Below are 22,353 nucleotides of genomic sequence, written 5' to 3'. Positions count from 1 at the left end.
GCTACTCGTCCGCCGCGAGCACCGCGACCCCGCGCACGCGCTCGGTGCGGCGCTCGGGCAGCCGTTCGACGAGCGACAGGGCGTAAGCCGAGAGGTGCGTGAGGCTCTCCGGGACGCCCTGGCGCAAGCAGAACTCGCCCGAGTCGACGCGGCTCACGAGGTGAAAGGGCGCTTCCCCGAGGAGCTCGAGCACCTTGAGCACCTCCTCGCGGGAGGGCGCGGCGCCGTCGACGACGTCGTCGAGCAGAAACACCGAGGGCGCGCGCAGCCCCGCGAGGCGCGAGAGCACCTGCGAAAACGCCCCCCGCTCGGCGACGCGGCGCTCGATGGTGCGCTCGAAGCGGCGCAACCCCTCGTCGAAAAGCCCCTCTTTGACGAAGTGCGGTTCGAGGTCGACGGGGCTTAGCGGTACGGTCGCCAAGAGCCCCAAGGCGCGCTCCAACGCCTCCCACGACCAGAGCGTCGCGCCGGCACCCGCGGCGGGGGCGCGCAGCCGCAGCAGGTCGTGGTGGCTGCCAAAAACGGCCAGGTAGGTGCTGCTCAGCTCGCGGCGGCGGGCTAGGAGCTTCGTCCAGTCGAGCCGCGCCCCTTCCGCCAGGAGGTGAGCGAGCACCGTGTAGTGGCGCCGCCCGAGCTCGGCGTGCGCGACGAGGTGGCCGTGCGCGTGCGCCTCGACGCGGAAGCCGAAGGTCTCTAGAGCGCGGCGCAACAGCGCGCTCTGCGAGGTGTCGGTGCTCGGCGCCTCCGAGGGGCGCGCAAACGACGCCTCGCCGCTGCGCGCGACGAAGGTCGTCACGGTCGGGTAGGGGCGCGGCGCGGCGGGGGCGGCGTCGGGAACCGCGAAACCCCAGCGCCCCTCGTACTTGGTCAGCCGTCCGTCGCGCTGCAGCGCGGCGCCGAGGTCGAACTCAGGGGGCAGATCGGGGAAGAGGGCGCGGATCTCCCGCTCGGACAAGGGCGCCTGCTCGACGATGCGGTCGATCAGCTCGCGCTGCGCCTCGGGGCGGGTGTAGTCGGGGCGTTTGGGCCTCGGCAAGGGGGTGATCGCGTAGGCGCCGTCGGGGAGCGCGCGCACGCTCAAGAGGTCGTTGACCGCAAGCCCATGGCGGGCGAGAAAGGGCGCGACGCCCAGGAGCTGGTGCGAGGCGGTGACCTGCAGCTCGAGGCTGTCGCCGGTTTTCGTGTCGACCGCGCGCACGGAGCCGGGCGCGGGGAAAAGCTCGCGCATCGAAAGCGGTAGGGTGAGCTGCCCCGTGCGCAAGCAGATGCGCGTCAGGCAGTAGGTAAACTCCGTCGTCATGTCTCCCCCTCGTTCGTCAACACCGCCGGTACACCGTTCCCCACACCCTCAACGCGCGGTAGGGGCGCCCAAGCCGGTCCCGGAGCGGCCCGACGACATTAGAAGTAGCGGCGAGTGGCCTACAGAGCACCGTCAGGGGTGCGGGTCGTCCTAGAGGAGTCTATCAGACCCCGTCCGCTCGGGGGTGAGGGGCGCGGGCTGCCCCGCTGCCCCGCTACTTTTTGTACACGTCGCCGAAGACGAGCACGCGGCGCTTGCGAACCCCGCTCGGCGCCTGAGCCGGTGCAGTCGGCGTTTCGGCGCTCGCGCTCTCCCCTGGCGCCTCACGCTCCTCCTCCGGGCGGCGGCCGCGCCGGTGGCGCCGCCCCTCGACGCGCTCGCGCACCTCGTCCTCGGGCGAGCGGTCGGTCAGCGGGTTGCGCAAGCGTTTGGGGGGCCGTTCGGGGCGCACCTCGTCGGCCTCCTCCTCGTCGGGCAGCTCGGCGCTACTTAACCCCAAGTCGATCTGCCGGACGGTCGGGTTGGCGCTCAAGATGCGCACGTCGAGGCGGCCGCCTAAGCGGAACTTGCGTTTGCTCGTCTTGCCGAGGAGCATCATCTGCTCCTCGATATACATGTAGTAGTCGTCGTCGAGCTGCGACACGTGCAGCAGCCCCTCGACGCCGTTGGGTAGGGCGACGAAGACGCCGAAGTTGGTGACGCCGGTGATGAGCCCGTTAAAGACCTCGCCGCGGTGCTCTTTGGCCCACTTGGCCTGGTAGTAGCGGGTGAGGTCGCGCTCGGCCTCCTCGGCGAGGCGCTCGCGCTCGCTCGTGTGCTGCGCGAGCGCCGGAAAGTCGCTCTTAAGGCGCTCTTTGAGGGTCGGTGAGAGGCGGTTTTGCAGCGCGGCGCGCAGCACCCGGTGCACCACCAGGTCCGGGTAGCGGCGGATGGGGGAGGTAAAGTGCAGGTAGTGCTCGAAGGCGAGGCCGAAGTGCCCCAGGTTGTCGGCGCTGTAGCGCGCCTGCTTGAGCGAGCGCAGGAGCAGGGTGTTCACCAGCTGCGACTCGGGTTTGCTCGAGGCCGCCCGGACGATCGCCTGGAGGTCTTGCGGGGTGGCGTGCTCGAGGTCCAGGGTGTAGCCGAGGCGCGCCAGGCTCGCCTGCAGCGCCTGCATCTTCGCCTCGCTCGGGTCCTCGTGGACGCGGTAGAGCGCCGGCAGGTCGCGTTTGGACAGGTACTCGGCGACGAGGCGGTTGGCTAGGAGCATGAGCTCTTCGATAAGCTGCCGCGCCGCGTTCGGGCGCACCGGCATCACCTTGAGCTCGCCCTCGGGGTCGACGTCGACTTTCGTCTCGGTAAAGTCGAAGTCGAGCGCCCCCGCCGCCATACGCGCCGCGCGCAGCTTTTGGGTGAGCTTTAACAGCTGCGTGAGGTCGCGGCTCAGCTTACCCCTGCCTTTGGGCAGCTTTTCGCCGTCGGCGAAAGCCTGCACCTCGTCGTAAGTCAGGCGCGCGTTCGAGACGATGACCGTCTCGGCGACCTGCATCGCTTTCACCTCGCCGTCTTTGGTCAGGTCGACGAGCACCGAGAGCGTCAGGCGCGGCTCCCCCTCGACGAGCGAGCAGATGCCGTTCGAGAGCGCCTCGGGGAGCATCGGCAGGACGCGCCCGGGGAGGTAGACGCTGGTCGCCCGCGCCTTGGCCTCCTGGTCGAGGCTCGTCCCCTCGGCGACGTAGTACGACACGTCGGCGATGTGCACGCCGACCCGCAACAGCGCGTTTTTGCCCTTGCCGAGGCGCTCTAGCGAAATAGCGTCGTCGAAATCTTTGGCGTCGGCGCCGTCGATGGTAAAGGTGTTGACCTCGCGCAGGTCGAGCCGCCCGCGCATCATCTCCTCGGAGACGGTGCTCGGCACCGCCCGCGCCTCGGCCAGGGTGTCCGGGTCGAAGGCGTCTTTGAGGTCGAACTTGACGATCACCGCGCGCGTCTCCACCTCGGCGTCGTCGCCCGCGCCGAGCACCTCCTCGACCTCGCCGAAGGGGTCCTTTTCGCCGGAGACCTCCGGCCAGACGATCTTGGCGACGATGCGGGTACCCGCCTCGACCTGACCGACCGACTCGGGCAGCAGCAGGATGCGCTCGCGCAGCCGCGGCGAGTCGGGGCGCAAGATGGCGTAGCCGCGGGCGTACTCGAGCGTCCCCACGACGCGGTTATGTTTGCGCTCTAAGATGCGCACCACCTCGCCCGAAAGCCGCCCGTTCTCGCGTTCAGGGTTGAGCCGCGCGAGCACGCGGTCGCCGTCCCAAGCGCCGTTTAGGCTCTCGGCGGGGATAAAGAGGTCTTTTTCTTCGGAGTCCAAGATGACGAACCCGTACCCGCCGGCGGTGACTTGCAACCGCCCGGGGCGCAGGTTCATCTCCTGCGGCAGGCCGTACGAGCGCCGCCGCGTGCGCACCAACCGCCCCTCCTCGACGAGCGCCCCGAGCTCTCGGCGCAGGTCGGCCCGATCACTTAGCTTAAGGCGCTTTTGCAGGTCCTGAAGGTGCCAGGGTTTTTCAGGGTGCTGTTGGAAAAAGGCGTAGAGGCGCTCCCGATCTAGTTCACTCATTGCCCCTAGTGTAGCGCGGCAGACACCCGAACAGGCGCCGCCGCCGACGAAAGCGCTCGGGGGCGGGACATTTCGCCCTGAGACGGCGCCCCCGTTCCGTTACACTAACCCCAACGGTATAGTGAGGGCGACGAGCCCACGACGCTCGAGCCCGCCGCCACGACCACACGTACCTGAAAGCATAAGGAGACGCCATGCGCTTCGTTCGTCGCTTTTGCCTCCTCGCCACCCTCGCCGCTCTCACCGCCTGTGGGCCCAACACCCAAGTCGGCGACACCACCCGCTTAGACGGCCCGCACAACGTGCAGCAAGCGGGGGTCATCGTCCCGCAAGAGGGCCAGGGCCAGCGCGCCGCGGAGGTCGCCGCCGCCAAGGCGCGCGTGCCGTACCAGTACCGCGAGAAGAACAACCCGAGCCTGTTCGCCTTCGGCGTCAACCTCAACCCCGGCAGCAACCGTTCGACCGACCGCGACTGACCCGAGGGCGCTCTGGGGCTCACCGCAGGGTGATAAGCTGAGCCCCGTGAAGACCCCCCCCCACGCCCCGCTCGGCGTCTTCGACTCCGGCGTGGGCGGTTTGACCGTTTTGGCAGCGCTGCGCGCGCTCCTCCCCGCCGAGCACTTTCTCTACGTGGGCGACACCGCCCGCGTCCCCTACGGCTCCAAACCCCTGGAGATGGTCCGCGCGTTCGCCGCCGAGATCTGCGCGCTGCTCCTTAGCCGGGGCGTCAAGGGGATCGTGGTCGCCTGCAACACCGCCTCGGCCGCCGCCCTGCCGGGGCTCGCCGCCGAGCTGCCGGTGCCGGTGTGGGGGGTGATCGCACCGGGGGTGCAGGCGGCCTTGCGCCGCGCGCCGGGGGGGCGTATCGGCGTGCTCGGCACCGCCGGGACGATCCGCACGGGGGCGTATCAGCGCCCGCTCGAGGCGGCCGGCTGCCGCGTCTGGGCGCGCCCCTGCCCCCTCTTCGTCCCCATCGTCGAGGAGGGGGTGTCCGACACGGTGATCGCTCGGCTCGTCGCCGAGCACTACCTCAAAGACGCGCCGGCGCTCGACGCGGCCATCTTGGGCTGCACCCACTACCCCGCCCTCAAGGGCATCTTGAGCGAGGTGCTCCCCGGCACGGCGCTCCTCGACTCCGCCGAGGAGACCGCGCGCGTCGTCGCGCACGACCTCGCCCTGTTGGGCCTCGCCAACCCCAACGCGGCGCCGGGGACGGTGCGGCACCTCGTCACGGGCGACCTCCCCTCCTACGCCCACACCGCCCGCCTGTTGGGGGGACCCGAGGGCGCCCTCGAGCGCGTCGTCTTGGGCGCGCCCCCCGTCGCCCAACCGTAAAGCCCCGACGCTTCACCCCTAGAGAGCCTCCGCTATGCACCTATCCACCCCACGCCTAGACATGCCTCAACGCCACGCGACGTACCGGCCGCTGAGAGGGGCCAGCCGATGAGAAAAGGTCGCCAACCCTTCCAGCTCCGCGAGATCCGCGTGACGCCGGGCTACAACCGCTTCGCCGAGGGCTCGGCCCTGGTCGAGTGGGGCGACACCCGCGTGCTCGCCACCGTCACCGTGGAGAACAAGCTCCCGCCACACCTGCGCGGCAAAAAGGGCCGCGTGGGGTGGCTCACCGCCGAGTACGCCATGCTCCCGCGCAGCACGGCCGAACGCACGCAGCGCGAACGCCTCTACGCGGGGGGGCGGTCGCTCGAGATCCAGCGGCTGATCGGCCGGAGCCTGCGCAGCGTCACCGACCTCACGCTCTTTCACGGCCAGACGTTGACCGTTGACGTCGACGTGCTCCAGGCCGACGGCGGCACCCGCTGCGCGGGCATCTTGGCGGGGTACGCGGCGCTGCACCACGCCGCCGGACGCCTCGTGCGCAAGGGCGCGCTCGACGAGTGGCCGCTCACGCACGAGGTCGCGGCGGTGAGCGTCGGGGTCGTTCGGGGGGAGACGCTTTTAGACCTCGACTTTCACGAGGACGCGGCCGCGGAGATCGACCTCAACGTGGTCGCGACCGCCGACGGCAAGCTCGTCGAGGTCCAGGGCAGCGGGGAGGAGCGGCCGATCGACGCGGGGCGCTACGTGGAGCTCGTCGCGCAGGGGATCAGCGCGGTGCAGGGGCTTTTGGCGCACGTGCGCGGGAGCTTCACGTGAAGCTCGCGCTCGCGACCGCCAACGAGGACAAGGTGCGCGAGTTTCGGCGCGCGCTCGCCCAGAGTCCGCTGACGCTCGTCTCGGCGCGCGAGCTCGGCGTCACCGACTTCCCCGCCGAGACGGGCGCTTCGTACGCGGCCAACGCCCTGACCAAAGCGGCTTTTCTCGCGGGGCGCACGGGGCTCTTAAGCCTCGCCGACGACTCGGGGCTCGAGGTCGACGCCCTGGGCGGCGCCCCCGGCCTCTACAGCGCCCGCTTCGCTAGCGGGAGCGACCTCGAGCGCACCGCGCACCTCTTGGCGCAGCTGCGGGGGGTTCCGGAGGGGGAGCGAAGGGCGCGATTCGTCTGCGTGCTCGGGCTCGTCACCCCCGCGGGGGACGCCCACACCTTCGAGGGCCGCTGCGACGGGGTGATCTTAGAGGCGCCCAGGGGCGCGGGCGGCTTCGGCTACGACCCGGTGTTCTGGAGCCCCGAGCTGGGCAAGACCTTCGCCGAGGCCACCCCCGAGGAAAAAGCGGCGGTGAGCCACCGCGGGCGCGCGCTCGCAGAGCTCGCCGCGTGGTTGCAGGCGCGCTAACGCCCCATGGCGAAACCGCGCCGCAGCGCCCGCGCGAGGCACACCCGAAAGACCGCGAGCCCCAACAGGAGGAGGGCGGCGGCCTGCACGCCCAGCAGCAGCAGGAGGCCGTAGGGCGCCGCGCCCGCCTCGAGGCGCCTTAGCGCCTCGACGCCGAGCGACAGCGGCAGCCACGGCGCGAGCGCCTGCAGCGGCGCGGGCAGCGCGGCGATGGGGACGATGACCCCCGACAGGAAGAGCAGCGCGTACTCGGCGGCGCTGGCGTAGCTGATCGCGTTGCGGCTCACCAGCAGCACCCCCCCGACGACGAGTCCGAGGCCGGCGAGGCTGGCGAGCGTCAGCGCGAGGCTGAGCGCAAACCCGAACCAGGGGTAGCTCGCTAGGGGCGCCCACCCGAAACTCAGCAGGGCGAGCGCCGCGAACACGGGGAGCTGCAGGGCGCTCTGCCGGACGAAGTAGAGGCAGAGCCGCACGAAAAGCACCGCGACCGGCGCGCCGGCGTGCAGGTAGGTCTGCTCAAAGGCCCCCGTCGAGGTCTCCTCCCAGATGTCCGCCGCGACGCGGCTTAGGGGGACGCTGGCGTACTGCCAGAAAAAGAGCGCCATCAAGGTCGCCAGGCTCTTGTCGGCGAGGAGCGACACGACCCAAAACGCCCCCACGGTGACCAGCACCTGGTTGAGCAAGGAGCCCAGCAGGAGCTGGCGGTAGAAGAGCCAGTCGGCGCGGAGCCTAAGCCACTCGGCGCGCCACATCACCCACCTCGCGCAACAGCGCCTCGAGGGCGGGGGTCTCGAGCCGCAGCTGCCGCACCCGCAGCGCCCCGAGCGCCCCGAGCTCCGCCAGTGGCAGCCGCACCCGAAAGAGCCCGCCCTGCTCCTCCAAAAGCTCCCCCGCGCCGGGGCGACCCTCGAGCCACACCTCCACCCACTGCTCGGGGGCGAAGCGCTGCAAAAGCGCCCGCAGCGTCCCCTCGGCGGCGACGCGCCCGCCGTGCAGCACCACCACCCGGTCGCACACCGACTCCAAAAACCCCATCTCGTGCCCCGTTAGAAGCACCGCGTTGCCGGCCGCGGCAAAGGCTTTAAGCGCCCCTTTCATGAGCGCGGTGCTCCGGATGTCGAGCCCCGCGCTCGGCTCGTCGAGGAGCAGCACGCGCGCGCCCTTGAGGTAAGCGAGCGCGAGCCCGACGCGGCGTTTGGTGCCGTTCGAGAGGTACAAGAGGGGCGTGTCGGCCACCTCGGTGAGCTCGACCTCTGCGAGCACCCGCGCGACCCCCGCGGCGAGGTCGCGTACGCCGAGCAGGCCGCCGTAGTAGCGGAGGTTTTGGCGCGGGGTCATGAACTCAAAGAGCGTCGGCTGCCCCTCTTTCATGAGTGCCACGTGCCGCCGCACCCCCTGCCGGTCCCGGGCGCGGCCGAGCAGGGTGACGCTCCCCGCGTCGGGCTCGAGGAGCCCCGTCAGGAGCTTGATGAGCGTCGTTTTGCCGGCGCCATTGAGGCCCAACAACCCGACGACCTCGCCCGCGTAGAGCGTGAGGTCGACGCCCTTAAGGACAGCCTTACGGGGCGGAAAGGATTTGTGGAGCTCAGAGGCCGCTATAAGGGGCTCTGAGATACCCTTAAAAGCACTCTCGGAAGCTTGTAGCGGTAGGCTCTTTCGTCGTTCCATAACGGTCGTCCAGAGGGTCAAGGTGCGGCGACGTCTTCTCTGCTCGGTGGCTGCGCTCGGCGTTGCGCACCGATGCGCCGCCGCGGTGGGTTCGGTGACGGTCTCCGGGCATTCTAACGCTGCCGTGCGGGGGTGCGACCGCTACCCTCACGGCATCCCCCAACGCGCCATCACCCCCTTCAGAACTTAAGAAAAAAAAGCATCTCCTGTCAAGTAACGCGTAGCGTCGTCCCAAGTCGGGGTGTACCCCACCCCGCACCCCGCCCAACACCGCCCGCGGGCCTCTTCTGCGTAAACTCCTCGCAGGAGGTTACCGATGCGACGTCTATACACCGCTACGCTCTACGCGCTCCTCGCGGCGCTGCCCGCAGCGATGACCGCGCCCCCCGCGAGCGCCCAGATCACCACCCTTACCCAACCGCTCCCCGCCGAGGCGCGCGAGGTCTTGGAGGGGGCGCGCGAGCGCACCCGCGAGGCGCTAAAGACCTACGAGGCGCCCTACCGGCCCGACCAGCCGCTCTTTCGCGAGGCGCTCTCGCTCGCCCGCCGAGCGGTCGAGCTCGCCCCCGACAACCCCGAAGCGCTCCGCTTTCTGGCCGAGCTCAACGGCGTGACGGGGTTTTACGGCCCCGCGTTCGCCGCCTGGGAACGCTTCGTCGCGGCGGGCGGGGTGCTCGACGCGGCCGCTTTAGACCAGCTCGTGCGCGCGGGCACCCAGGTCGGCTACGCGCGCTACCAGCAGGGCGACCTTGAGGGGGCGCTCGCGGCCTACGAACGCGTCGCCGACCTCGCCCCCGAGCGGCCGCTCGCCCACCGCTGGCGCGGGCGCATCCTGCTAGAGCTTGAACGCCCGCAGCGGGCGCTCGAGGCGTGGGAGACGGTGCTGCGGCTGCGTCCCGGCGACGCGGCGGCCGAGCACTTCGCCGACCTTGCCGCGGCGGGGGTGCGCTACGGCCTCCCCGCCGCGCGGGCCTTTTACGACGGGGTTGCGCACTACGAGGCGGGCCGCCGCGAACGGGCCCGCGAGCGCTTCGCCGAGGCGGCGCGCCTTAACCCCGCGTACGCCGAGGCGTGGGCCTACGTGGGGCGCGTCGCCTTCGAGGCGGGCGACTACAGGGAGGCCGAACGCGCCTACAGCGAGGCGAGCGCGCTCGAGCCGGACAACGCCACCTACCGCTACTTTTTGGCGGAGGCGCGGCGGCGCGCGGAGGGCAGCTGACGGGCGCTGCGGGGGGCGCCTCACGCGCCGAGCGTGCGTTAGACTGACCCCACGGAGGTCTTCGTGAAAATCTTCCGCGTGATCCAACTCCTCGCGCTCGGCGCGCTGATCGGCTACCTGGTAGTGCTCCACAACGTCAACCCGCAGATCGTCATCCTGCCCTTTTTTATCTCCTTACCCGTCTCGTGGGTGGTCGGCGCTTCGCTGCTGCTCGGCTTTTTGGTCGGTTGGCTCGCCTTCTCGGGTCACGCGTGGCGGCTCGCGCGCGAAAACCGCGCGCTGCGGCAGCGGCTCAGCAAAGCGGGCGCCGTCCTCGAGCCCGCCCTCACCGAGCGCGACACCGCGCGCCCGACGCAGGTGCGCCGCACCCCGCCGCCGCGCCCCGAGCGCGACGCCGAACCGTTGTCGCCGGAGGACCTCTCGAGCGCTGCGGAGAACCACGCGCCGCGCCGCGGTTGGCGCTTTGGCAGCCGCAACGCCCCCACCGACACCGACGAGGAGCGCTAGGGGGTGCGCCCCAGCGCTCCCCCCCACCCCACCGCACCCGCGGCGCGCTGGGCGGTTCGGCCCAGCGCGCCGCCCGCCGAGGTCGCTCGCCTGGTGCGCGCCTTTTCGCTCCCGCCCCTTGTGGCGAGCGTCCTCTGGGCGCGCGGCCTGCGCAGCCCCGAGGCGCTGCAACCGCCTTTTGAACGCACCCGCATCCCCGCACTCGCGACGGCGGCAGAGCGCCTCGCCGAGGCGCTGGCACGGGGCAAACGCATCCTCATCCACGGCGACTACGACGCCGACGGCATCAGCGGCACGGCCGTCTTGACGCTCGGCCTGCGCGCCCTGGGCGGCCGCGTGACCCCCTTTATCCCCAACCGCCTGCGCGACGGCTACGGGGTGCACCCGGCGCGGGTCGCCGAACACGCCGCGGGCGCCGACCTCTTCATCACCGTCGACTGCGGCATCTCGAACCGCGCGGAGGTCGCGGCGCTCCAAGCCGCCGGGGTCGAGGTCATCGTCACCGACCACCACCACCCCGGCCAGGTGCTCCCCGACTGCCTCACGGTGCACCCCTCGCTCTCCCCGTACGCCAAAAAGGGGCTCCCCGAGCTCACCGGCGCGGGCGTCGCCTATCACCTGTTGTGGGCGCTCCACGAGCACCTCGGGTTGGAAGCGCCCGTGGAGTACAGCGACCTCGCCACCATCGGCACCGTCGCCGACGTCGCCCCCCTGATGGGTGAAAACCGCGCGCTCGTCACGGCGGGTCTGGCGCAGCTCGCTAGAAGCCGCTGGCCGGGGCTGCGCGCGATGATGGCGCGCACGCTCTCCCACGGGCGGGCGCCGAGCGCGCGCGAGGTCGCCTTCGTGCTGGCGCCGCGCCTCAACGCCGCGGGGCGTCTGGGCGAGGCCGACTTGGGGCTCGAGCTCCTCACCACCGCCTCCGAGCGCCGCGCGCTGGAGCTCGCGAGCTACCTAGACGCCCGCAACGCCGACCGCCGCAAGGTGCAAGACGCGATGTTGGGTGAGGCCCTCAAACTCGTCGATCCGGAGGCGCCCGCGCTGGTGCTCGAGCGCCCCAGTTGGCACCCGGGCGTCATGGGCATCGTGGCGAGCAAGCTCTTAGAGCGCTTTTACAAACCCGTCTTTATCATCGCGCAGGGCAAGGGCTCGGTGCGTTCGACCCCGGGGATTTCGGCCGTCGGCGGGCTTGAATACGCCCGCGACCTTCTGGAGCGCTTCGGTGGGCACTCGCAGGCGGCGGGCTTCGCCATCCGGGAGGGCTGCGTCGAGGCGTTTCGCGAGCGCGTGTACGACTACGCCCGCCAGCACCCGACCCCGCGACCCGAGCTCGTCGCCGACACCCTGCTCGCGCCCGACGAGATCGACACCGACCTCTACCGCGCGCTCTGCACCCTGGAGCCCTACGGCGAGGGCCACCCCGCACCCCGCTTCGCCCTCTGCGCGCCGCTCGAGGGCGTCGGGTGCATGGGGGAAGGGGGCAAGCACCTCAACCTGCGCGTGGGCGGGGTCCGGGGGGTCGCGTGGGACCGCGGCGCAGACGCCCCCGCCCTGCGGGCCGCCGGGGTCATCAATGCGGCCGTCACCCTGCGCGAGAACACCTGGCAGGGCAAAACGCAGCTCGAGCTCCTGGCCGACGACGTGCGCCCCGCCGCGCCGCTCGAGCTAAGCACCCCCTCCGCGGTGCGGCGACCGCTCTACCGCGGCCCACCCCCCGAAGGGGTCGACGCGCGGTGGGTGCGCGAAGTCCCCTTGAGCGCCGACCTCCTGCAGCTCACCGCACCTTTGGCGGCGCTCGTGCGGCGCGGCGAGCCCCTCTCTTTCGACCTCCCCGAGGCGGAGCTGGGGCGCCTAGCGGCGCTCCCCCTCCCACCGACTTTGAGCGAGGTGCGCCGCGCTTTCGTCTGCCTGCGGCGCGGCACCCCTTTGCCCGCGGACACCCCCAAGGCGCAGCTCTGCCGGCGGATCTTGGAGGAGTTGGAGCTGGTCGGCCCTTCGGGCCACGCCCTCCGGGGCCAGAAGCGCGACCCTTACAGCTCCGAGAGCTTCGTCAAAGGGCTTTTGGAGCGCTACAAATTGCAGGGCTTTCTCAAGGCCTACCGCGCCCTCTCGGACGTGGCGTTCGCGGAGACGGTCTGGACGCTCTTTGGCCCTTCGGAGGCCGGGCCGAAGCGCACGTAACCGCCACACCCAACGAAGGGCCCGTACGGCCCAAGCTTCACCGTACGGGCGCTGCGAGCGTCAGCGCAACGTGAGCGGCTGCGGCTCCGTGTCGATGGTCCCCGGCTCCGGGGCCTCGGACGGTGGCCCTACCTCGACCTGCCCCACGCTGAGCCGCCCCACGAGCGTGTACGCCCCCGCCGCGAGGGCCCTCCCCGCGTTGTCGAGCCCGGTAAAGACCACGGGCGCATGCCGTCCAGCTCCCGTCGGGTCGTCCCGGTTGGGCCAGCTCATCGTCTCACCGGGTGCCAGCGTGACGCGCAAAAGGACATCGGGGTAGGGCAGGTTCGACCGCGGGGCGCTCCACACGACGCGCCCGTCGGCGTCAAGCACCAAAAGCTGCGTCTGCGTGGGGCTGGCGTCGTACTCGAGCCCGAGCGGTTCGTCACAGACGTTGGTCGCGAGGAGCTCGAGCGTCAGCTCCGAACCAACCTCTAGGGTGTAGGGGGCGTCGCCGTCCGCATCCAGCGCGACCTCGAGGCAGGGGATCATAAAGTCCGAGCGCTCGTAGACCGGCTCCGGCTCACTAGGGTCGCCCCCTGGGTCAAGCGCGCCACCCGTCCGCTGGCAACCAACTAGGGCGGTCCCCAAGAGCAAGCTGCTCACTACCAGCAACGTCCGCTTCTGCATCTGCCCACACTTCTATCTAACCGTGATGATGAGGTCGCGCTCAATCATGTGCGGAGGGATGCGCGTGTAGCACGTCCCTCTATATAGACTTCGACCGTCTAGCGAACGATTTTAATCGGTTGAAGCTCGGTGTCGAGGCCTGGGACGATTGGAGGTCCCTGGGTTGCCCCCTCTTCTAGGGCGGGGTGGAAGTTCATCAACCGACCGACAACCGTATACGCTCCCTCAGCAAGGGCGGTGCCGTCATCACTGATACCGCTGAACGGCGCCTTGCCAAAGTCTGGGCTCGGGAACTCCCACGAAGCGCTTTCGCCCGGCCCCAACGTCAGCTCATAAGCGACTGCGCTCGGTTCAGCTCCCGCAGGCCAAGAGTCCCAGACGATCTGATCACCGTCGAGGACGAAAAACCGCTGCGGGGTCGGGATGTGCTCTAGCTTTAGAGGCTCTTCGCAGGTGTTGGTCGCGGAAACGGCGAAGGTCACTCCCGTGCCCACCTTCACCTCATCGGGTGCGTCTAGCGCGACCTCGAGGCAGGGAATCGTGTAGTCGGAGCGTTCGTAGGTAGGGTGCTGGGGACGTTCACCCTGAGGCCCGCCCTCAGACGTCGCCGAACTCTGGCAGCCGATCAGAGCGGCGCTGAGAAGTAGGGGCAGTGTATAGCGCGCAGCACTCAGCGTAGGTGTGAGAGCGAATTTGTGCACCTTAACCTCTCAATCGAACCGTGAGCGTGCCGAGGTTGCGCCCTGTCAGGTGGCGCGCACCCATCACTTGAGAGCTCCGTGAGTAACTCTAACAAAAAAAGTGGAGGGCGTTAGGGAAGCGACAGAACAACTGCGGGGCTCGAGGCTTCGGGGTTATGTAGGCGACGCTGCCTGCACCCTCCGCCTTAGCGACATTGCCCTGCGCTGCGAGACCGAGCACGCCCTGCTCGAGCCGCGCCCCGTGGGCCTCGAGCACCGGCGCCAGATCGCGGTAGTTGGCGACCATCGCGTCAAAGACCTCGCGTGGCGGCGCGTGGGGGTCTTCGGAGAGCATCACCACGAAAAAATTCAAGGGTCCAGCGGCGCCGCACGCCTCGACACACGCCCCTACGTAGGCCACGTTTCGGGCGACGGCCTCCCGCCGCTTAGACGGGTCGAGCGACAGCATGGGCTGCCACTCTGGAAGGTCGACGGAACCGAGGCGCAGCTTGCCGCCCTGCACGGCTTTGGCCGCTTCGCCCTCGACGACCCCGAGGTCGAGGGCAGAGAACCCGTTGTCACGCGCCCAAGCGCTCACCCCGGAGAGGTCGTCCTTCCAAGAGGAGAGCGGTCCCAAACGGAAGCCGATGGGAAAGCCGCCGTCGCCGTGTGGCTCATGGGGTCGCCTCCAATCGGCCCTGCCGCTCGGGGGCCGCTTTGGGCGCGGTGCTCTGCCAGCCCGCAGCGCTCTCGGTCGCTCTTAGAATCAACTCGAGCACCGCCCGCCCCTCCTCGGCGCCGTGGAGGGGGCGCTCCTCGGTCAGCAAACAGGTGACGAAGTGCCCGATCTCTTCGGTGAAGGTGTCGACTGGCGGCAGCGTCCGCCGCGCGGGGGTGTCAAAGCCGCGCGGCCGGTAGAAGAGTTCGTTGTCGGAGCCGAAGAGCTCGCCCCTGTCCCCCACCAGGTGGATCTGATGGGTGCCGTAGGGCCGCTCCATCGCCCACGAGGTCAAGATCTCACCCAAAACCCCGTTTTGAAAGCGCACCTGGACGCTGGCGGTGTCCTCGCCCTCGATCATCATGTGAAACCGGCTCATGCTCGCGCCCACCGCTGCGACGGGTGCGGCGGCGAGGTAGAGCAGGAGATACGAGGGGTGGTACCCCGTATCGATGAGTTCGCCGCCCCCCTGTGACGCGGCGTCTCCTCGCCAGGTGTCCCGCATGGAGGCCGCTTCGGCGAGGAAGGCGTCCTGGGTGCGAAGCCAACGCAAGCCGCCGATGGCGCCCTCGTCGAGAAGCCGCTTGGCCTCCCTCACCACGGGGCTAAAGAGCTGGTTGTGGGCCGACATGTAGGTGACACCGGCGCGCTTCACGGCCCCCAGGATGGCGTCCGCTTCGGCGAGCGTCGTGCACATCGGTTTCTCGCACAGGATGTGCTTGCCCGCCGCCGCCGCGGCGAGGATGGCCGGAGCGTGGAGGTGGTGGGGCAGGGCGATGATCACCGCGTCGACGTCTTGCTCACTGAAGAGCCTGTTCCAGTCGTGGTAGCGCGCGGGACTCGTCCTCAGCCGTTGGGCGCAAAGCGCCAGGTTGGCGTCTGAAACGTCGCAGAGCGCGACGCACTCGGCTTTGTCGGCGTGCGCCAGGAGGCCCCGAAGGTGAAAGGCCGCGATGTTGCCAGCACCGATCAGGGCTAACTTGACCTTGCTCGTGGTGGAAGCTGTCGTTGGAGTGGGCATAGCGTCCCCTCTCGTCTCGGAGGCGCATCAGCAGGTGCGCGGTCCTCGCCGCTGGGCGAGGGTAGCGGCTCAAGCCGGAACGAGCCGGAGCGTGGCGATCTCGAAGGGCCGCAGCTCGAGCGTGACCCTGCGCCCCTCGACCGTGAGGGCTTGGCGGGGGCGCTCGAGCAGGTCGGTGCGCTCCGCGTGGGCGAGGTCGCAGCCGACGTGCAGCGTCACCGGCCCCCGCCGCCGCTGGCTCTCGTAGAGCCGCACGACGAACCCCCGACCATCCTCGGCGCGTTTGACGGTCTCGATCACCGCGTTGGGCCGGTCGGCGGCGAGGAGCTGCACGGGGCTGCCGCGCCCACCGGCCGCCCTCACCACCAGCAGCGGGTCGTTGAGCGCGTAGGCGGCAGCGATGGTCGCCTCGCCGACCCCACCGGTATGCGGCAGGAGGCTGTAGGTGAACACGTGCCGCCCCCTGTCGGCCTCGGGGTCGGGGAACGTGGGGCTGCGCAGGAGGCTCAGGCGCAGGGTGTTGCCCTGCACGTCGTGGCCGTACTTGCAGTCGTTTAAAAGGCTCACGCCGTAGTCACCTTCGGAGAGGTCGACCCACTTCTGGGCGCACGTCTCGAAGCGCGCCCAATCCCACGAGGTGTTGCGGTGGGTGGGCCGCTGGACGCTCCCCCACTGGATCTCATGGGTGGCGACGGGCGAGAGGATGCGGACCGGGAAGGCCACCTTGAGCAGGGTGTGGCGCTCTCGCCAGTCGATGTCGGTCGTGATGTCGAGGCGCGGGCTGTTGTAGGCGAGCGAGAGCCGTTGGGTATACGGGCTCCCCAGGATCTGGCGCTTGACCTCGAGCATCGCCCGGAGCGGCCCCGCCTCCACCACGCGCACCGACGCGGCGGGCGCGGCGTAGTAGACCTTGTCGTCGTAGAACACGTCGATGTCCCAGGCGTCCCACTCGAGCGGCCGGTCTTCAAAGGCCAAGAACTGGTTCGCCTTGGCGCCCTCCTGCAGCACCTCGCGCCCCGCGACCTTATCCCAGACCCGGGTGATGTCCCCGTCGGCGTCCAGCTCGACGCGCACGTAGGCGTTTTCCAAGTGGCGCTCGCCCACGCTCAGCTCACCGTCCACGGTTGGCGCCTCACCCGCCCCTACGGGCGTCGCGCTGTAAGGCGGCAGCGTCCCGACCGCCAGCAGCGTCCCCCCTGCGACCGCCTGAGTCGGCACCGACAGGCCCTCCAAGCGCGCCGGTACGAAGGCGAGGTCACCCCGCGCGAACGAGGTCGGGTTGAGCACCACGACCTCGCCACCCACCTGCCGCGCGATCGCCTCCAAGGCCCCGTCCCGCGCCGCCTCGCCGAGCCTCCGCACCTCGTCATACTGCGCCAGCGACTCCGCGTAGACCTCGCCGATGCTGCTGCCCGGGATGATGTCGTGAAATTGGTTTAGGCATACGAGCTCCCAAGCCCGGCGCAGCTCGCTTTCTGGGTAGCGGTAGTCGGCGTCCAAGAGGCCCGCCAACACGCAGGCGAACTCGGCGTCGTGGAGCAGAAACTCGCTTTTGCGGTTGGCGCGTTTGTTGCGGCTCTGCGTGGTGTAGGTGCCGCGGTGCAGCTCGAGGTAGAGCTCCCCGTCCCACGTCGGCAGCCCCGGTGTGGCCTCTAGCGCCCGAAAAAACGCCTCCGCCGTGCTGTGGCGCACCTTCGGAAGTCCAGGGAAGGCCTGCATCAGCGAAATGTTCTCGAGCATCTCCCGGGTCGGCCCGCCGCCCCCGTCGCCGTAACCGAACGCCATAAAGAGGTCGCGTTGGGTCTCCTTCTGCTGGAAGTTGCGCCAGGTGCCCAGCACCTGCTCGGGCGTGGCCGAAGCGTTGTAGGTGCTCGCATGAGGGCTACCGATCTCGGGCGTGGTGGAGAAGTGGGTGAGCACCTCCGTGCCGTCTAAGCCCCGCCAATAAAACGTGTCGTAGGGCAGGCGGTTATACTGGCTCCAACCGATCTTGATGGTGAAGAAGTACTCGAGCCCCGCCTCTTTGATGAGCTGCGGCAGGTTCCAGGCGTAACCGAAGACGTCGGGGAGCCAGAGGATGGACGAATCTACCTCGCCAAAGTGCTCTTTGAAAAACGCCCGCCCCAGCACGAACTGGCGCGCCAACGACTCGGGACCCGAGAGGTTGCAGTCGGCCTCGACCCACATCCCGCCCAGGATCTCCCAGCGCCCTTCGGCGACGCGCGCCTTGATAGCCTCGAAGAGCTCCGGGTAGTCCTGCCGCACGTAGTCGTAGAGCTGGGGCTGGCTCTGGCTGAAGCGGTACTCCGGAAACTGCTCCATGAGGCGGAGCACCGTGTGGAAGGTGCGCCCCGCTTTGCGCCGGGTCTGGCCGAGGGTCCACAGCCACGCCACGTCGATGTGCGCGTGTCCGGCTGCGGCGATGGAGACGTCCATCGGGGGGCCGGCTTTGGCCACGCCGGTTTGGAGACGCTCCAAGGCTTCCGGCACGCTCTCGTAAAAGGCGTCCCCCAGTTGCAGCGTCTCGAGGCGCTTAAAGGCGTCGTCGAGGGCGTTGAGCAGCGCGCCCTTCACCGGCGCGTCCTCGTCTAGGTGCTGGGCGGTCTCTAGTGCGACCCGCGCGAGGTTGACAAACGCGCGCGTCGGCGGGTCGAGCTGCACCACGCTACACTCGCGCAGGTAGAGCCGCCGGTCCTCGGCGTAGTTGATACCGGTCCAACCGTGCAGCGCGACCTCGTGGGTGCCCGTCACGCCCTGCGGCAGCCCAATCTCCTGGTGGTGGCGGTCGGCGGCGGCGTAGGGGCGACCGTCTAGGTAGACGAGCGCCTCCGGGTGGCTGAAGTCACCCGCTTCCCCGAGCGGCAGGTAGAGCGCCGTGGGCAACGAGGCGTCCCAGTCCTGTGGCACGCAAAAGCGGCTGCGCAGCACGAAGTCGGTGCGGGGCGCACCCCAGTGGTCGCCGTAGGCGAGCGTCTCCCAGTCGCTCGTGTCGGCGTCCAAGGGCGGCGGCTCGAGGGGTGACGCCAGCGGTTTGTAGCGAAAGGGGGCCAAGGGCTGGCGGCGCCGGTAGACGAGGGGGGTGATCAGGCTCAGGCGTTTGCCGAGCTTCGGTAGGGTGTGGCGGACGTGATGATGCAAAAGACTCTCCTAGGGGTATGAAAAGGGGTCGCCTGACGAGGTTTCGGAGCGGAGCGGCGCTGGCGTACACTGCGGTAAGTCATGAGACTTCTCGACAGCCGTCTCTACTGGTGGCTCAACCGCCTGAGCAGCTACGTGCTGCTGGGGGGCTTGTGGCTCCTTCTCTCCTCTCCTGTCGTCACCTTCTTCCCGGCTACCGCGGCTCTCTTCGCCGTGTTCCGGGCGTGGCAAGACAATCCCGACGACGCTTTCTACCTGCCCTTTTTCGGGCGACTCCGCGCACGCTTCGTCAGCGACGCGCTCCTCGGGCTACTTTGGCTGCTCATCGGCGCGCTGCTGCTCATCAATGCGGTGTTGCTGCCACAGTTGGCGCTGCCCGCGCGCCTCATCGCTTTCGCCTCCTTGTCGCTCGCCGCCGTACTCTACACAGCCGCGAGCGCGTTTATCTTCCCCGTGCGGGTCAGCACGGAGCTGGGGGTTTGGGCCAGCGCTCGAGCCGCGGTGATCTTGGGCATGTCACAGCTCGGGACAACCCTGCTCTGCGTGCTTGCGGTTGCGCTCGCCGCCGGCGCCTTCTGGCTCTTTCCGCCGACCCTGCTGCTCAGCGGCGTCGGGGTCGCGCACCTCACCTACTGGCTCTGTCATCGCACCCTAAAACGCCTCGCTACTTGACGCTGCCCAACGTGATGCCCTCCAAAAACGCCCGCTGAAAGAGCAGAAAGATCACCACGACCGGCAAGACGATGAGCGTAGAGGCCGCCATCAGCAGGTTAAACTGCACGTCATACTGGGAGCGGAAAAACGTGAGGCCGATGGCGAGCGTGTAGAGGCTCTCGTCTTGCAGGTAGATCAAGGGGCCGATAAAGTCGTTCCAGGCGTGGAGCGCAGCGAAAATCCCGATGACGCCCACGGCGGGCAGCGTAAGCGGCAAGACGACCTGGCTAAAGACCTGAAACTCGTTGGCGCCGTCGATGCGCGCCGCATCGGAGACCTCCATGGGGATCTGCATGAGAAACTGCCGCATCAGAAAGATCCAGAAGGCGGAGCCGAAAAACATGGGCACCACGAGCGGCAAAAAGGTGTTGATCCACCCCAGCCCCGCGAAGATGTCGAAAAGCGCGATGATCACCACGGGGAAGGGGATGAAAACGGTCGCCATCACGAGCAAAAAGACCTTGTCGCGCCCTGGCCACTCGAGCCGCGCAAAGCCGTAGGCGATGAGCGGGTTTGAGATCACGGCGCCCACCACGGTAAGGGCAGTGACGATCAGGGTGTTGTTTAAAAATCTGAAAAAGGGGATGTAGGTGACTGCTTCTCTAAAGTTGCCCCACTGGGGTTCGAGCGGAAACAGGGTGGGCGGGAAGAGCGCCAGCTCCTGGTCGCTCTTGAGGGCGGTGACGATCATCCAGTAAAGGGGCAGCAAAAAGGCGGCGCAGAAGAGGAGCAGGAGAAGCCGCGAAACCCACACCTGCAGCTTTTTGCCCTTAAACCGGCTTCGGCGCGCGGGCACCTCGCGGAAGGTCTTGGCTGGCGCCGCCATCACGCCACCGTCTCGTAGTTGACCCAGCGCTTCGAGGTGCGAAAGATCAGCAGGGCCAGCACCAAGGTGATGACGAAGAGCACCCAAGCCATCGCGGACGCTACCCCCATCTGACTGTAGCGGAAGGCTTGGTTGTAGAGGTAGAAGACGTAGAAGTTGGTCGCGTTGGCGGGGCCGCCGTTGGTAATGATGTAGGCTTGCGCGAACACCTGCAGCCCTAGGCTGAGGCCCAAGATGAGCGAGTACAAGATGACGGGGGTCATGAGCGGCAGCGTGACGCTCCAAAAACGCCGCAAGGGACCCGCGCCGTCGAGCACCGCCGCTTCGTAGAGCGTCTTGGGGATGGCTTTAAGGCCCGCTAAAAAGACCAGCGCGGTGTTGCCCGCCCCCAGCTGGGCCAGGAGCACGAGCCCCAGTTTGGCGTAGCGCGGGTCGCCGAACCAGTTGATGTTGGGGAGCCCTAAAGACACCATGAGCTGGTTGACGATGCCCCGGTTGGGGTCTAGGAGCGCGATAAAGATAAACGACACCGCGAAGAGCGGCAGCACCGAGGGCAAGTAGAGCGCCGCGCGGTAGAAGGGGATCTCTTTGAGGGGTTGATTCATCGCGATCGCCATCGCCAGCGCTACAACGATGCCGATCGGCACCGCTAGGGCAGTGTAATAGAGGGTGTTGCCGAGCGACTGCCAGAACACGGTGTCACTCCAGAGCGCCCGGTAGTTGGCTAGGCCGATCCAGACGGGTTCACCGAAGCCGCTATAGCGGGTAAAGCTGATCCTTAGGGTGTAGAGGATGGGGTAGAGCGTAAAGGCGAGAAAGCCGACGATCCACGGGGAGATAAAGAGAAGGCCGAGCGCCAGCTTGCGGCGCTCGAGGGGGGAGAGGAAGCGACGCCGCATCGAACCTCCAGACGGGGTGCCGAAGCGGAAGCTTCGGCACCCGAGAGACACAACCGATAAGCGCGGTTACACGACGCTGCAAATGACACGCAGCGGCGAGGTGAAGGTCAGTTCTCCGCCTGCAGCTGCGCACAGAAGGGCTCGAGCTGCGGTTGTACGCGCGCGGCGACCTGCTCGAGGGCCGCTCTCGGCTCCTGCTGGTTCAGGTAGACCCTCTCCCAGGCGTCGGTGAGTTCGTCCCAGTAGAGTGCGCCGATGGGCAGCGGGGGGCGGTTACGGGCTGTCGGGAGCAGGTCTCTAAAGAATTGGTGACGCCCCTCGAAGAGCTCGGCGTCGTCAAGCAAGCTCGTTAGCGTCGGCATGTGCCGCGTCTCCTGGACGTAGACGCGCTGTCCCGGTTCGCCCGCGATGTACTTCATAAACTCAAAGGCGGCTTCGGGCTCCCTGGCACCTTGGGGCATCACCATGGACCACCCCCCCGCCCAGGTGACCGACGCGTCCCCCTCTTCGGGTACGGGGATATAGGTGATGCCGTAATTCATGTCGGGGGCGTAGCGCTCCAAGTTGCCGATCATCCAGTCGCCGGTGATGATCATAGCTAGCTGCCCCGCGATAAAGGGGTTTTGCTGCGGCGGCAAGTCGGGGCGGGTAAACGCCTGCCTGAAGGTCTGCACCTGCTGCGGCCCCTCCTGCGCGGCGTAGTCGTAGATCCACTCAAACGCCCGGACGATGTTGTCGTCAGTCGGCGTCACCTGACAGGCCACTTCGTCGTAGAAGTCGCCTCCGAACGCGAAGCCGTAGGTGTAGTGCCAGCCCTGCTCGTGCCACGGGATAAAGCCCATGCGCTCAAAGTTTCCTTGGGCGTTCTTTTGATCGACCATCGAGGCGATCTCCTGAATTCGCGCCAAGGTAAGGGGGCCGTTCTCGGGGTCGAGCTCGCTCGTATCGACCCCGGCTTCCTCGAGCAAGTCGATGTTGTAGTACAGCGCGCGGGCGTCGGTGTCGAAGGGGAGCGCGTAGGGCACGCCCGCCAACATCGCCTCTTCGCGGGCGAACTCTAGGTAGTTGGCGAGTACGTCCTCCCCGTCCATGTAAGGGCTAAGGTCTTGCAACAAGCCGTCGGCAGCGCGCTGCGCCACGATAAAGCGGTCGAGCATATAGACGTCCGGACCGGTACCGCCGCGCACAGCTGTCATGAGGCGCGTAACGTCGGTCTCTGCACCCGGTGGAATCTGCGACAGGGTGACCTGAATGTCATCGTGCTCGGCGTTAAAGTTATCGACAATCTGCCTTAGTGCGCTTAGGTCGGGTTCACCGTGCGCAGTCCAGAACGTCACTTCGCGAACCTCTTGGGCTTGACCGGCAGCAAAAAGCGACAGCGAAAGAAGAACCAAGGACTTGAGCAGCTTCACGACGACCTCCTCGTGCTCTTAAACCAATGAATAATCAGGAAAGCGTGTGCCAGCGGATGGTTTAGTCCCCCTTTCTAGC

20 protein-coding genes are annotated in these 22,353 nt (G+C 68.3%); 8 read left to right on the top strand and 12 right to left on the bottom strand.

Translation table 11 applies throughout. The features are described 5' to 3' along the window. Position 1: 1 nt before the first annotated feature. Positions 2-1,300, bottom strand: a complete 1,299-nt coding sequence (locus TRAD_RS02450; protein ID WP_013177001.1) for a hypothetical protein — start codon at positions 1,298-1,300, stop codon at positions 2-4. Between the two features lie 214 nt (positions 1,301-1,514). Beyond that, positions 1,515-3,890: a ribonuclease R gene (rnr, locus tag TRAD_RS02445; protein ID WP_013177000.1), complete on the bottom strand. Its 2,376-nt coding sequence runs from the start codon at positions 3,888-3,890 to the stop codon at positions 1,515-1,517. A 194-nt stretch (positions 3,891-4,084) separates the two neighbouring features. Between rnr and TRAD_RS02440 the strand changes: the two genes are divergently transcribed. The 4 genes from TRAD_RS02440 (at position 4,085) to rdgB (ending at position 6,622) form a co-directional block, all read left to right on the top strand. Continuing rightward, positions 4,085-4,366, top strand: a complete 282-nt coding sequence (locus TRAD_RS02440; RefSeq protein WP_013176999.1) for a hypothetical protein — start codon at positions 4,085-4,087, stop codon at positions 4,364-4,366. Positions 4,367-4,412: 46 nt separating this feature from the next. Further along, positions 4,413-5,225, top strand: coding sequence for a glutamate racemase (gene murI / locus TRAD_RS02435; RefSeq protein ID WP_013176998.1), 813 nt, complete (start codon positions 4,413-4,415; stop codon positions 5,223-5,225). Between the two features lie 108 nt (positions 5,226-5,333). Next, positions 5,334-6,044: a ribonuclease PH gene (rph, locus tag TRAD_RS02430; RefSeq protein WP_013176997.1), complete on the top strand. Its 711-nt coding sequence runs from the start codon at positions 5,334-5,336 to the stop codon at positions 6,042-6,044. Next, on the top strand, positions 6,041-6,622 hold the full coding sequence (gene rdgB / locus TRAD_RS02425; RefSeq protein ID WP_013176996.1) for an RdgB/HAM1 family non-canonical purine NTP pyrophosphatase: 582 nt from the start codon (positions 6,041-6,043) through the stop codon (positions 6,620-6,622). Before rph ends, rdgB begins: the two co-directional genes overlap by 4 nt. On the opposite strand, the gene TRAD_RS02420 is transcribed toward rdgB, so the two are convergent. Both TRAD_RS02420 and TRAD_RS14980 read right to left on the bottom strand, forming a co-directional pair. After that, the gene (locus TRAD_RS02420) at positions 6,619-7,374 is read right to left on the bottom strand and encodes an ABC transporter permease (RefSeq protein WP_013176995.1); all 756 of its coding nucleotides are present in this window, start codon (positions 7,372-7,374) and stop codon (positions 6,619-6,621) included. The two genes, rdgB and TRAD_RS02420, sit on opposite strands and share 4 nt — an antisense overlap. Next, entirely contained in the window at positions 7,352-8,290 is a 939-nt protein-coding gene (locus tag TRAD_RS14980) for an ABC transporter ATP-binding protein (protein WP_013176994.1), read from the bottom strand. The genes TRAD_RS02420 and TRAD_RS14980 overlap by 23 nt, the downstream gene beginning before the upstream one ends. A 316-nt stretch (positions 8,291-8,606) precedes the next feature. On the opposite strand from TRAD_RS14980, the gene TRAD_RS02410 reads away from it, so the two are divergent. From TRAD_RS02410 to recJ, 3 genes are all read left to right on the top strand, one after another. After that, positions 8,607-9,509 (top strand): tetratricopeptide repeat protein, encoded by a 903-nt coding sequence (locus TRAD_RS02410; RefSeq protein ID WP_013176993.1) that lies wholly within the window; start codon positions 8,607-8,609, stop codon positions 9,507-9,509. Between the two features lie 63 nt (positions 9,510-9,572). After that, positions 9,573-10,016, top strand: a complete 444-nt coding sequence (locus tag TRAD_RS02405; protein WP_013176992.1) for a LapA family protein — start codon at positions 9,573-9,575, stop codon at positions 10,014-10,016. Positions 10,017-10,019: 3 nt separating this feature from the next. After that, entirely contained in the window at positions 10,020-12,197 is a 2,178-nt protein-coding gene (gene recJ, locus TRAD_RS02400; protein WP_013176991.1) for a single-stranded-DNA-specific exonuclease RecJ, read from the top strand. Between the two features lie 60 nt (positions 12,198-12,257). Here recJ and TRAD_RS02395 read toward each other — a convergent pair whose 3' ends face one another. From TRAD_RS02395 to TRAD_RS02375, 5 genes are all read right to left on the bottom strand, one after another. Beyond that, positions 12,258-12,866 (bottom strand): hypothetical protein, encoded by a 609-nt coding sequence (locus TRAD_RS02395; protein ID WP_013176990.1) that lies wholly within the window; start codon positions 12,864-12,866, stop codon positions 12,258-12,260. A gap of 98 nt (positions 12,867-12,964) precedes the next feature. After that, on the bottom strand, positions 12,965-13,567 hold the full coding sequence (locus TRAD_RS02390; protein WP_013176989.1) for a hypothetical protein: 603 nt from the start codon (positions 13,565-13,567) through the stop codon (positions 12,965-12,967). An 88-nt stretch (positions 13,568-13,655) separates the two neighbouring features. Further along, positions 13,656-14,183, bottom strand: coding sequence for a hypothetical protein (locus tag TRAD_RS02385; RefSeq protein ID WP_013176988.1), 528 nt, complete (start codon positions 14,181-14,183; stop codon positions 13,656-13,658). 37 nt (positions 14,184-14,220) lie between these two features. Further along, positions 14,221-15,285, bottom strand: a complete 1,065-nt coding sequence (locus TRAD_RS02380; protein ID WP_013176987.1) for a Gfo/Idh/MocA family protein — start codon at positions 15,283-15,285, stop codon at positions 14,221-14,223. A gap of 69 nt (positions 15,286-15,354) precedes the next feature. Continuing rightward, positions 15,355-18,423, bottom strand: coding sequence for an alpha-mannosidase (locus tag TRAD_RS02375; protein ID WP_013176986.1), 3,069 nt, complete (start codon positions 18,421-18,423; stop codon positions 15,355-15,357). Between the two features lie 81 nt (positions 18,424-18,504). On the opposite strand from TRAD_RS02375, the gene TRAD_RS02370 reads away from it, so the two are divergent. Continuing rightward, the gene (locus tag TRAD_RS02370; protein ID WP_013176985.1) at positions 18,505-19,095 is read left to right on the top strand and encodes a DUF624 domain-containing protein; all 591 of its coding nucleotides are present in this window, start codon (positions 18,505-18,507) and stop codon (positions 19,093-19,095) included. Here TRAD_RS02370 and TRAD_RS02365 read toward each other — a convergent pair. The 3 genes from TRAD_RS02365 to TRAD_RS02355 all read right to left on the bottom strand — a co-directional run bounded on the left by TRAD_RS02365 (position 19,088) and on the right by TRAD_RS02355 (position 22,274). Then, positions 19,088-19,963 (bottom strand): carbohydrate ABC transporter permease, encoded by an 876-nt coding sequence (locus TRAD_RS02365; protein WP_013176984.1) that lies wholly within the window; start codon positions 19,961-19,963, stop codon positions 19,088-19,090. The genes TRAD_RS02370 and TRAD_RS02365 overlap by 8 nt on opposite strands. Then, positions 19,963-20,862 (bottom strand): carbohydrate ABC transporter permease, encoded by a 900-nt coding sequence (locus TRAD_RS02360; protein WP_013176983.1) that lies wholly within the window; start codon positions 20,860-20,862, stop codon positions 19,963-19,965. The genes TRAD_RS02365 and TRAD_RS02360 overlap by 1 nt, the downstream gene beginning before the upstream one ends. Before the next feature lie 107 nt (positions 20,863-20,969). Further along, complete coding sequence (locus TRAD_RS02355; protein WP_013176982.1) at positions 20,970-22,274, bottom strand: ABC transporter substrate-binding protein; 1,305 nt, start codon at positions 22,272-22,274, stop codon at positions 20,970-20,972. Between the last annotated feature and the right edge of the window lie 79 nt (positions 22,275-22,353).

Source organism: Truepera radiovictrix DSM 17093, from assembly GCF_000092425.1.
GTDB classification, from domain to species: Bacteria; Deinococcota; Deinococci; order Deinococcales; family Trueperaceae; genus Truepera; species Truepera radiovictrix.
This window is presented reverse-complemented; position numbering and strand designations above follow the sequence as displayed.